Origin of the sequence: Crocosphaera sp. Alani8, from assembly GCF_038442745.1 — a bacterium.
GTDB lineage: Bacteria > Cyanobacteriota > Cyanobacteriia > Cyanobacteriales > Microcystaceae > Crocosphaera.
The window spans coordinates 1-12,338 of record NZ_JARVCN010000057.1 but is presented as its reverse complement, the minus strand read 5'-3'; the positions used below and the strand labels follow the sequence as shown (position 1 = coordinate 12,338).

The window sequence follows — 12,338 nt, the reverse complement described above, 5'->3', positions numbered from 1 at the left end:
GCCGGATTATGACTCCAGCGATCGCCGATATGGGAGTAAATCATGGTGGTCTTGGGGTCGGTATGACCTAACAAGTCCTGCACTTGGCGTAGAGAAGCCCCGGCCCGCATGGCCAAAGTTCCGGCTGTGTGTCTCAACGAGTGTGCGCTCAAATTCCTGGGTTTGGGTTTATACTTTGAGAGGTTATGCGCTTTGTTGCTCTTGCCTGTGGTGGGCAAGTTTTTCTTTTTTTGGCTCCCAGTCAGCTTTTTGGTGGTTTTGGGAGAGGATAATTCTTTCAGCCCGATCGCACTGAGATATTTGTCTACGATCCGCCGAATGGAACGCCGGCTCAAAGGGTTCCAAATCTTTTTGTTGTTACGGGCCAGGGATATTAGCAATGGGGTTGATTCGGTTATTGTTTCTCCTGCTTTTCTTCTTGCTCGCAAGTAACGCCGTAATAACTTGGCTAAATCGGGGGTTAATGGGACTACTCGTGTGTGGCGTTTCGAGGTGACTTGTAAACCTATATTTTGCCCATTTTTCACCATGCTCCCCATTGTGACCCGATGCAAATCCACCGTTCGGCAACCTTGCAGCAACATCAGGGAAATGAGGAGGCGATCCCGAAGGGCGTGGACGGTATTTTCCTTGGGAAGACTCTCTAACAACCGGTTCATTTCCTCGTTTTCGAGGTAATTAATGGTAGCGGCGGGATCTTTGACCTCCGTGGGGGGTTTGAGGCGCAATGCCGGGTTAAAGCTGATGTATTCATTTTCGAGCAAAGCGTCGTAGAAGCGGCGAAGTACGGCGAGTTTCAGGGAAATGGTAGCGGTTTGGTATTGCTGCTCTTTGACTAACCAACGCCGGAAACGTTTGAGCTTGGCGAAGGTGGCTTCAATTGGGTTGACGGTGTTGGTGTGACACCAATAAACGAACTGTTTGAGGTGGCAAAGGTAAGTCCGTTGGGTATCGTCGGCTGCTTTGCCGTTGCCTACGTCTGTTTCTAAGAAATCCTTGAAGAAGTCGAGAAGGTGAGAGTCTTCGATGAGGATTGGTTTGGCCGAGTGGGTAGAAACTAGAGAGGACATGGGAGCCACCATTAGGGAAGGATAAAAAAGCCGAAATCCTCACACTGAGCTAATCTTAGCATAGAGAAGAGTCCGAAAAGAACGTTTCTCGGACTCTTTTAATTGTTCCCCGTACAATTAACAACGAATTGTTGTTAATACAGTACGCATATATTGCATAAAGAGTTTTTGTGATCGCCCCTATCAATAAAGCCGAAATTTTTTTCCTGTAGTGTTTTGCTTTTGGTCTTTCTCTTTCTGGATAGGACGAAGCTTTGGCTTTGGTTTAGACTTTTTCTTTTTCTTCTTCTTCTTCTTCTTCGGTGGCGGTGGCTTAGGGATAGTCTTTTGAAGCAGAGTGGGATTTATTTTCTCTTTTAGGTAACGTGGAACTGCCTTCATGTCGGTTGTTTCTAACAACAACTTACGCAGAATATCCCGACGATTTATCTTCAATTCGATTAATTTAGCTTCATCCGCCATCTTAGCGGATAGTAAAGTCCAAACGTTGCCTTTTCTTGTCCCAACCACTTCCCAGAATTCTTCTGCGTTGGCTGATGGTGGTAATGTCCCCTCTATTTTTAGATTGAAAGGTTTAAATAACAAATCTTTTTCGTAATGGCTTTGGCATTCTACTTGAATTGAAAAAGACGTTTTGAAAATTGTTTTTATTCTTCCTCTTATTCTAAAGTAATCTACATTAGCCTTGAATACTTCTCCTCCAAAATTCACTAAGCAAGGCTTATCTATTTTTGGTCTGAGTAGTTGAACTTCTGATATTTCTTTATTCCTTTTTGTCTTAAAATATAAGAACCAATAATAAGACTTATCCTCATTAAAATCCTTCCGTTCTTGAATTTTTTTCCAGCAACTTAGACTCATAAAACCATTAAATTCTCTCCCATCTGCTGTTACCAATTTGCCATCGATAGGAGTCTTTTCCTTCTCAGGATTCTCAGGATAAAAAGTTCCTTCTATGTATCCTTCTATTTTATATTCGTTAACTCTATGAGGTAACTGAAAGAGGATTTCTTTATAGCAAAACATTGACATAATTATTCGTATCCTCGCTTGATTAATTTATTATTAAACTTTTCTGCATTCTCCATATTAAACATTTTTAATAACTGCTTTGTTAGCAATTTCCAATCAACTTTTGATAAAGCCCATCGTAATAATGGCTCAGCAAATTCAGGAGCATCATCAGCCGTTATTCGTTGTCTAGACATATCATACTTATACTCCCTATAATCAAAGTAAAATGAATCCTCTGATAATTCTTCTGCTAGACAAACCTCTAATATTTTCTTACTGAACTCTCTTTCTCTCACATTATAAGGAAACCATTGATACCAGTATCTTAGTTGTTTTAGGAAACGCTCGTCGTAGCATTGCTCGTCATCTAAGTAGTAATCTTGTAGTTTATATTTTAAGTATTCTAATATTATCTTTGTCTCCCCAAAAGTTCCGCTAACAACCTCAAATTGATCTATATAATGTTTTCTCTTTAACGAACCACTGTATGTTACATTAGGTTCAACCTCTGGCCCTGGTGTCGGTAATGGAATTCTTTTCAGTATCTGCTTTAGGGATGTTTTCCATTGATGTGCTGTTTCTATACTAGGATATTCCCCTACTAATTTTATCAATCTTTTCTTATTTTTCTTATTTAATTCTCCCTGTACTCTATTTCCTAGCAGCATTATCGCTTGCTCTAGTTCTTCTTTTGCTCCTGGTACTATGGGAGGAAATTTTACCTCACTTTTCTCTTTTCTAGTCATTTTCATCTTCCTTTTTAGCTTTTTATTATTTTTAATAACTTGGAATTTTTATTATCCAATTCGTTTCTTCTTTTAAAGACTTAAGTACAATTTCTCCTGAATAGTAATCAATAATTTCCTCACAAAAATAGACAGTTGATTTACTAGGTGAATAAACTGACTGCACTTTGAAATGTATGATTAAATCATCTTCCTCTACATTGTAAGCCTTAATTTGAATTAGAGGATACTCTTTTTCTTCTATTTGGTGAGCTAGAAAAATATCATCAAATATTCGATTAAATATAATCAATAATCTATTCGGTTCTGTTATTAAAATTGGGGTACTAAAAACCTGTAATTTTACCCGATCGAATAAGTCCACTTTATATTCGCTATAAATTACCTGCCTAACAGAAGTAATTATTTTATTTATTAAGGATTCACTTTCAACCAATCCTTCAGGTAAATTAGCTTCTTTATATGACAGAGAAGCTAAAGAGTTTAATTCAGGAAAATACATCGTCATTTTTTGACTTATATATTCTATTCCTTCCCTGATTTTTTGATAATGTATTGTTAGTCGAGAAACACTTTTATTAATATTATTTGGATTCTTTGACTCAGAAACGAATTTATTAATTTCTCTGCTTAATATTCCTTCTTCAATTGAAATTAGGTATTGACAATTAGAAATATTTTGTAAGGTTTCCATTAAGGATTCTCCAAATGGAGTCAACAGTACCGCATAATCTTTATAAATTTGTCGTTCATCTATTTTATTTTGCAATCGTTTATTAAGGGCTATAATTTCTTGTTTCTGTATATTTTGTTGCCACTCATAATCAAAAATTGCCAACATAATTCCTAAAATCCAAAGTAAAATTATTGTAGGAATTATTGGAACCCAAATCCCCCCAATAAATAAAAGATAACTTAAGATAGCTATTATAGTAGAATTAATTACTAAAAAAAGGGTTGATTTTTTCCATTGATAGCGTAATTTGTGGAGACAAAGACAGGTAATAATTCCAAAAATGAATAACCAAATATTAATCTGTAATTCCTTAACAAATTTAATCAAAGGTCGCTCCCCTAAAGCATTACTGATAATCACAGATGCTAATTGTGCCTGAATCTCCATTCCGAACATAGGTTCAGGAGAACTAGACAAAGACCTGCTAAACGGTGTTAAAAAATAATCTTTTTTGCTCGAAGCATAAGAACCGATAATTACCAATTTATCTTTAAAAATAGATGGTTTTATATTTCCATTTAATACATCAGATATTGATACGAAATCGAATTTTACATTACGCCAGTTAAGAAAAATTTGATAGCTGCCGTCATCTATTTGAGTGTACGGTCCCGTTCCATTCCGAAAAGCCCAAAACGTTGCTTGATTTAGTTTTAACCATTTTTTTTCTCCAGTTTCTCGATAAATTTCCTGGGTGGCTAAATACTCATAAGCCAAAACCAATCCTAAATTGGGCAGAGCAGGTGCTTTCGTTTTGGGGAACAGAAACATTCTTCTTATCACCCCATCACTATCTGGCTGTACTGCTACTTCTGTTACTTGCTGGATATTAATGGGAGGGGGGGCTACTGGTGCGAAAACTCTATTTTCCCTATCTCCTGTTTGTTTTCCCACCCCATAAAAATTAGTATTTGCCTCAAATAGTTTCAACAGTTCCTCTCTTCCTTCTCCCACTGGCTGATCTCGAAAAAAGTCCAAACCTATGGCTATTGGCTCCTGTTGCTCGATTATTTTCAGCAATTTTGCCATTGTGCCATCGCTTATTTGTGCTGATTTAAACTCTTGTATATCTTCCTCCGTTTCCCCCACCAACACTATCCTTTGCTCAACCCCTTCAGACGGCTGTAATTTGAACAACAGATCCACCGCCAACCATTCTAACCATTGGAATCCTCCTGAATGCCTAATCCCAATCATGGCTGCAGTTATCGAAATTGTTATTATCAACTTAAGACATAAAAGCTTATTAATTTTGCTCTTGATCTTCTTTAGCATCAAATTGTCTGCCCCTTTTTCCCTCAAGATATAATTGAATCAGTTGATCACTTTTTGTTTCGTAACTGACTTTGATCAAATCTACTGTCAGTATCTTAGCGTGCCGAATTTCATTGTTACACAGAAATCCTGCTACCACATTATACTTTTCAGATTCAACTAATTTTGACGGTAATTTAAGGGTAATATATTGTTCTTTACTTACAACCAATTTTCTTTCAAAAACTACTTTTAATTCTTTGTCCCTAACTACAACCAAAAAAGTTTCTTCTGGAGAAGCTGGCTTAAGTTCAAATAATAAAATTGGTTGAGGAAATTGCGTCGTTAACGGGTTACTACCAATTAGCGAAATTTCCCCTTGTTTAACCATACATCCTCTAGTGCTACTTGCACTGGTACGTTGAGAATCTCTTTCTTGCTCAGGTGGCTCATAACCCATTAGAAATATAGAGGAAAAAATTATAATATAAGACCATGCTTTTTTCTTAATCATCAGTGAAATAACTATCCAAATTTATCTATGCTTGGTCTATTTTACCGTTATTATCGCTTAGTAGTTCTTTTTTGCCTAGTTATATTACTGGTGATCTCGTTTCCCTTACGTGCTGTCTCAACTGATGTACTTCGAGATTTAAACCAAGCTCAGACTTTAATTGATCAAGGCAATTTTAATCTTGCTACTACCATACTTGAATCTATTGAAGAAAATTTGCCGAAAAAAGCCTATCCCTACTATCAAGCCATCACCGCTAATTTATTTTTGCGTCAGGGATTATTCAATCAAGCTATTGATATTTATAGTCGGTTAAAAAAAGAGCAATTTGGTAAAAAAGCTAATAACACTCATAATTACCTCAATTTGCTGGACAACTACATTCAGGCCGCTTTAGGTCGAGCCAGAGTTTACTCTTTTTTGGCTTCCGAGGATATTGATCGCCAAAACGAATTTTTGACCATAGTAGACAGCGATCGTATCTTGGCTCATCAGCTGGCCATCGAGGAATCTGAAATAGCTTCTTCTGCCTCTGTCGAGGCTAAGATTCGAGCTTCTCTTAATCTCGCTCAAATGTCCCCACCTTCGGTGGACTTATCAAGATTGGCTCTAGAAATTGATGCTTTACCCTCATCTGAAATGAAAGTTCTATTTTCATTGCAACTAGCTAAATTTCATCCAAAGCCTCTCTCCTTATTGAAAAAAGCCCTAAGCCTTAGCTTTGAGCTTCAAAATCCCTTAAATTTATCCTGGTCTTGGGGGGCTTTAGCAGAACACTATTATATCCAAGGTTTATATCCAGAAGCTTTAGAACCTTCTTTGCGTGCCATTTGGTCAGCCCAACAAGTCAGGGATTGGGCTAAACTCAGCCAATGGGAATGGTTAGCTGCTAGAATCTATCAAAAATTAGACCAACCATCATCCGCTTTCCGAGAATATCGTAATGCTCTTTCCTCTATTAAGAAATTAAGAGAAGATTTAGCTGGTAGTTCTGTGGGACAAAATCTTTTTTACGATACTATCGAGCCAATTCTCCGAGATTTTTTATCTTTCCTATTAAATCAACCTACAGTTTCTCAACAGGATTTAATTGAAACTCTTGATATACTACGCCTTCATCAATTAGCAGAACTAGATAATTTTTTTGGAGACATCTGCGAAGTAAATATTAATACTTTAGCTACTCAAGAGCCAGATTCTATCAAAATTTATACTCTTTTATTACCTAACAATTCTTATGAAATTTTGAGATTCTCCGATAACTCTTATCAGTTAATCTCTTTAAATATTACAGAACAATCATTTAAACAACTGGTTTTAGATTGGCGAAGCAATCTAACTAATTCTTTTTATGGTGATTATCGTCCAGGTAGTCAAAAACTTTCGGATATTTTAATTAAACCCATACAAAATATTCTGGATGTTCGAGGAATTAAACATTTAATTTTTGTTCAGGATAACATTCTTCGTAATATTCCCATGTCTGGTCTTTATTATGGAGATGATAATAACTTTTTAGTCGAAAAATATGTTATCTCTTATTCCTTAGATTTAGGAGGCTCTTTGATACAAGATGTCCCTCAATATCCTTTAATTGTTGGTTCTTCTCAACCTACCCCAAGGTTTCCTAATCCCTTACCAGAAGTAATTACTGAAACAAAATTTATTCAAGAGCTTCTTGGAGGAACACGATTACTTAACAAATCCTTTACTCCTGAATCTTTAAGCAATAACCTCCAAGAAAACAATTATCAAATCTTACACATAGCAAGCCATAGCCGATTTTCTGGGTTATCCGAAGAAGTTCAGATCCAAACAGGAACCGATATTCTAGGCTTATCTGAATTTGACCAAATTTTAAGCCGTAAAAATGATTCTCTTCGCAATCTAGTTTTAAGTGCTTGTGAAACAGCTTCCGGCTCACGATATTCTACACTGGGTATTGCTGGCATTGGATTACGGGCTGAAATCTCTAATGTTTTGGGTTCTCTATGGTTTATTAATGATCAAAGTAGTATGAAGTTCTTTTTAGATTTTTATCAATTTTGGCTCGAAGAAAAATCCATAGCCAAAGCTTTACAGAAAGCCCAAATTAAGCAAATTGAACAGGATATCAATCCAGTTAATTGGGTTAATTATATTTTAATTTCTTGAATAAATATTATTAATTTATTTCATCTTAAACTCACCTAGTAAAATAAACATTTTTAGTCTTTTTATTCGATTATATAAGTTGAAATGAAGGAGGCTTAACATAGGAATAAGGGATAATAAAAAATCCATAAATTGTCCTTAAATATTTCTGATCATCTTGATTTAATAAAACACAGTCAAAATTAGGATCTATATTGGTTTTTAAAATTACATTATTCTCTCTGTTTAAATTAGGATCATAAATAGAAATTTCATAATGAGAGTTATTAAAAGATTGAGAAAGATTGTAGCTGTAAGCTAAAACCTGATGATTCTTCCAAATTGCTAAACTTTCAGATAATTTAACTGTTATGAGTCCCAATATTACTAAATTTTGTTTGTCGAGTTGAGATAACAACTTTCTCAACTCTATATTCATTCTTTTTTGAATCTCTTGTTTAGATAATCCCATCCATTGAGCAAATTTAAGAATATTATAATTACAATATCCATAACTATCATTTTGTCTTTTATACAAATATTCATAAAGTTGATCTGTAGGTGCAGGAGCCTCTTTTAATATAGGAATTTTTTGATTAGATAGAAAAAAATCATAAGCTCCAAAACACATACCTCCACACAATCCATGAAGCACTTTATTTTGATTTAAAAGCCAATTTTCTTTTCTATTTCTAATAAATTTAGGTAAAGCATATCCTCTAAAGCCATTAGGAAACGTAAAACCATGTTGAGAAGGAATAAATTGCATAAAAAATATAAAAATTTGTATTATATACTATAATAATTTAGTTTTTTTGTCAATTTACTGTAGGAGTAAGTCTTATGTTCTTCCCACTTTTCAGAAAACAACAAGAGTTGAGAATACCAGTTATTTTATCGCTGTTATTAAAAGGCATAATTACAATCTTAATCACACAAGAAACCAAAGCACAAATTATTCCTGATTCAACTTTACCGAACTCTTCCCAAACAATCAATAATGCAAATCAGATAATTCTTCAGGGAGGAACCTTAAAAGGGTCTAATCTTTTCCACAGTTTTTCCCAATTTTCTCTCCCCACGAACTGGGAAGCTTTTTTCAATAATCCTGATATGGTGACTAATATTTTTAGTCGAGTAACTGGTCAATCTCCTTCTTTTATTGATGGGTTAATTCGAGCTAATACCTCTGCTAATTTATTCTTTCTCAATCCTAATGGAATTATTTTCGGACCTAATGCTTCTCTTGATATCGGTGGCTCTTTTTTTGCTAGTACCGCACAAAGCATCAAATTTGAAGATGGTAATGAATTCAACGCTATCAATCCAGGTTCCTCTCCAACACTAACTGTAAATCTTCCTATTGGTTTGGACTTTAGTCAAAATCCAGAAAATATTGTTGTAGAAGGACGAGGACATGACCTTTCCGTTCAAGATCCTATTTTTTCTCCTGTAATAAATCAGCAACAGTCAAATGGGTTAACTGTAAAATCTGGGAAGACTTTATCTTTGATCGGAGGAGAAATTGAACTAATCGGTGGAATTTTACGATCCCAAGGCGGTCGCATTGAACTGGGAAGTGTTGATAAAGGCTTTGTCGCTCTTATCTCTACTCAGCAAGGTTGGCAAAGTCAATTTGAACAATCAAGCTTTAATAATATTTCATTAACTGAACGTGCTTTATTAGATGCTAGTGGTTTTAAAGGTGGCTCTATCGAATTGCAAGGTCACAATATTTCAGTTGAAGATGGCTCTGCGATTTTAATCCAAAATTTTGGGACTGAATTTTCTGGAAATATCGATTTTCGAGCAAAGGGGACTCTTCAAATTAAGGGAACCGACCTCAACGGTCAGTTTCGGAGCTATGTTCTCAGCGAAGCATTTGATGGACGAGGAGGTAATATAACAATTTCAGCTAATCAATTATTTGTTCAAGAAGGTGGAGGAATTGCTTCTAAAAATTATCAAAGAGGACAAGGAGGTAATTTGTCCATTGAAGCCCATAAACGAATGTTAGTAGAAGATTTTTCTCTATTAAATCCACAAATATATAGTTTGGTTGCGGCTGCTACTTTTGGCTTAAAAAAAGGAGGTAACGTCACTATCAATACACAAGAATTAACAGTTGATAATGCTGGTAGTATTGGAACAGTGGTTTTTGGTGATGGAGATGGAGGCAATTTAACTGTTAAAGCTTCAGATATCAAAATTATCGGAGGCTCTCCCATTCTTCCTTTCTTCAGTAATTTGGTGTCTAATAATGCTGGAAATGGAAAGTCTGGACAAATGAATATCCAGACAGAGAAATTAACCATATCTGAAGGGGGAGTTATCTCATCAGCTACAGCATCCAGGGGAGATGCTGGACAAATTTTTATTGAAGCTGAGTACATACTCTTAGAAGGAAAACATCCGACTTTTGGAGATGTTAGTCGGATTACGTCAGCAACTTTTCGAGAATCAGAGACCGTTCGACAAATATTTAGATTGCCAGATATCCCAACAGGTTCTTCTGGAAATATTTTTATTAATACCAAAAATTTACTAATTAATGAAGGAGGAATCGGTGTTCGCAATACAGGAATAGGTAATGCTGGAAATATCATAATTAACGCAGAATCACTTGAATTGAATAATGCTGTTGGCATTCTAGCTTCTAGTTTTTCTGGTCAAGGAGGTAATATTGAGCTTAATTCCCCAATTATTAAATTAACTAATGGAAGTAGTATCACAGCTACTTCTGGTGCAGAAGAACTAAGTGGCACAATTACCATTGATTCTTCTAATATTACTCTTGAAAAAAGTCAAATTTCAGCTTCAACTGAGAGGGGAGAAGGAGGAAATGTTCTTGTCGAAACTCAAAATTTATTTTTAAGTTCAAATAGTCAAATTACTGCTGCCACAGGAGGGAAAGGTAATGGTGGCAATATTAATATTAATGCTAATTTAATACTTCTTCTCGATGAAAGTAACATTTCAGCTAATGCTTTTGAAGGCGATGGAGGTAATATAAATATTACTTCTCAGGGATTATTCGTGTCCCCTGATAGCTCCATTACTGCTAGTTCCCAATTTGGTTTCGATGGGGAAGTTAATATCGATACCAACTTCTTTCAAGCTGATACTGCCGACACTGGATTACCCAATACTAATTTATCCATTGACCAAAGGGTCGCTCAATTTTGTGAAGAAGCGCAAAAGAAAAGTCGCTTTACAGTCGAAGGTCGGCAGGGGATGATTAAAAGCCCGGAGAATTATACTCGCCCCTATGATTTAACTGATTTGGCCCCTTTAGGAGAAGTTGTCGGAGTCGAAAAACTTCCTGATGGTCGAGTTCGCCTTCTTAGTTGTAACCGCAACCGACTTTCACAAGGGGATTCTCAAGAAAATTGAGAAATTTTCCCTTTGTTCCTCAATTTCATTGACTTCTCTTGATAAGGGAACACCATAATCCAGTCTTAGCACAAGCCAATCTGATATTTCCCATCTCAATCCCAACCCTGTACTAATTAGTGTATTAACTGAATCTTCTCCTTCTGAGTTGCCATTCGAGACAGTCCCCAAATCAATAAAGGGAACTAAGCTCCAATTCCCAAAACTTGAATCTTGAATGATCGTTACCAAAAGTTCACTCGATAGTGCAAAGCAATTATCACCACTGCGAACGTTTGTTGCGTATCCTCTGACTGTATTTCCGAAAATAAATTCATTGCCATTGAGACCCCCAATCGCACATTGTTCTAATGTAGGCAAATCCCCACCCCCTACCTGTCCTGATAACCGAGATGAAAATCTAAGGCGATCATTGAATAAATGGACATATTGTATCTGCCCTTGCCAACTCGTAAAACTCGATTGATTGATTAAATTGCTCCATCCTATATTTAATTGGGAACTAATCGAAAAAACATCATCAGAGTCTCTTGTTTGATAACTTTGATTAAATCTTAATACTGTTAGTTCCGTAAATCCATCTCGCACATTTTCAGAGAAAGAAAACGGAAAATCATTAAACAAAAAACTACGACTTTCTCTGTGGTCTACATTTATTCCTAAGTTAAATTTATCTGATGGTGTTTGAATTAGCGGTTGCTGGAATGCTCCTGATAAAGTAAACGATTCATTACGAATCTCAAGAGAATCGAAAGGTGCAACTATAATTTCGCTATTTGTAAATTGATAAGACAATTTTATTATTCCATCATTTGAATTAACAGGAATAATAAGACTTGATAAAAATCTTTCAAGTCCTTCTGTCCCTTTGTATTGCAATTGAGCTTTATCACCAAATCCAAAGAGATTCTTGTTGCTGAGCATAATTTCAGCCCCCCATTCTCCAATTAGGGGACTTTCTTCATTACTCCAATCTGATGATATTTCCCATCTAGGAGATTCCCTTATGTCTATTTCCAAAACTTGGTTATTTTTCGTGCCTGGAATCAATCTTGCATTGACTTCAGAAATTAAATCATTTTGTTGTAGCAGGATTAGCCCTTCCTGTATCTGATTAATATTTGGAGGGCTGGCGACGTATGGTGAAAGTCGATCATGAACATAGGATTTTTTCAAATGATATAAGCCTTTAATTTCTATTTCTACTTGGCTTTCTCTAGCACGAAATACGATAATCCCCTTTCCTTCTTCGAGCTTTCTATTATCTTCAGGGAAAAAGTTAACCACAGTATTTAAGTATCCATTTTTTTGATAAATTTCTGTTAATTCCATTTCAATTCTTCGTATGTCTTCTAATGATATATTTTTCCCAAGTAGTTCCCTAAACATTTGGTTGACTTGTTCATCAGATATTATAGAAGAGGGGAGCGTGTCACTTTTGCGAGGGGAGTCTTAGTTAGCGGGCAATATCCTACAAC

Annotated in this window: 9 protein-coding genes; 2 read left to right on the top strand and 7 right to left on the bottom strand. The window is 35.8% G+C overall.

Going from position 1 to position 12,338, the window contains the following annotated elements; translation table 11 throughout:
- The 5 genes from P9B04_RS04555 to P9B04_RS04535 form a co-directional block, all read right to left on the bottom strand.
- Positions 1-1,070, bottom strand: a 1,070-nt coding sequence (locus P9B04_RS04555; protein WP_342053813.1) for a tyrosine-type recombinase/integrase, incomplete at its 3' end; no start/stop codon positions are given.
- 183 nt (positions 1,071-1,253) lie between these two features.
- Positions 1,254-2,102: a hypothetical protein gene (locus P9B04_RS04550; protein ID WP_342053812.1), complete on the bottom strand. Its 849-nt coding sequence runs from the start codon at positions 2,100-2,102 to the stop codon at positions 1,254-1,256.
- 2 nt (positions 2,103-2,104) lie between these two features.
- A complete protein-coding gene (locus tag P9B04_RS04545) occupies positions 2,105-2,830 on the bottom strand; it encodes a hypothetical protein (protein ID WP_342053811.1) in 726 nt (241 codons plus the stop codon).
- 31 nt (positions 2,831-2,861) lie between these two features.
- Positions 2,862-4,763: a CHASE2 domain-containing protein gene (locus P9B04_RS04540; RefSeq protein WP_342053810.1), complete on the bottom strand. Its 1,902-nt coding sequence runs from the start codon at positions 4,761-4,763 to the stop codon at positions 2,862-2,864.
- 49 nt (positions 4,764-4,812) lie between these two features.
- Positions 4,813-5,334, bottom strand: a complete 522-nt coding sequence (locus P9B04_RS04535; RefSeq protein ID WP_342053809.1) for a hypothetical protein — start codon at positions 5,332-5,334, stop codon at positions 4,813-4,815.
- 27 nt (positions 5,335-5,361) lie between these two features.
- Between P9B04_RS04535 and P9B04_RS04530 the strand changes: the two genes are divergently transcribed.
- Positions 5,362-7,488, top strand: a complete 2,127-nt coding sequence (locus P9B04_RS04530; protein WP_342053808.1) for a CHAT domain-containing protein — start codon at positions 5,362-5,364, stop codon at positions 7,486-7,488.
- A gap of 70 nt (positions 7,489-7,558) precedes the next feature.
- On the opposite strand, the gene P9B04_RS04525 is transcribed toward P9B04_RS04530, so the two are convergent.
- Entirely contained in the window at positions 7,559-8,236 is a 678-nt protein-coding gene (locus P9B04_RS04525; protein ID WP_342053807.1) for a hypothetical protein, read from the bottom strand.
- Positions 8,237-8,310: 74 nt separating this feature from the next.
- Here P9B04_RS04525 and P9B04_RS04520 point away from each other — a divergent pair, with 74 nt between their 5' ends.
- Positions 8,311-10,860: a filamentous hemagglutinin N-terminal domain-containing protein gene (locus P9B04_RS04520; RefSeq protein ID WP_342053806.1), complete on the top strand. Its 2,550-nt coding sequence runs from the start codon at positions 8,311-8,313 to the stop codon at positions 10,858-10,860.
- Here the strand turns inward: P9B04_RS04520 and P9B04_RS04515 are convergent.
- On the bottom strand, positions 10,834-12,273 hold the full coding sequence (locus tag P9B04_RS04515; protein ID WP_342053814.1) for a ShlB/FhaC/HecB family hemolysin secretion/activation protein: 1,440 nt from the start codon (positions 12,271-12,273) through the stop codon (positions 10,834-10,836). The genes P9B04_RS04520 and P9B04_RS04515 overlap by 27 nt on opposite strands.
- Positions 12,274-12,338: the final 65 nt, after the last annotated feature.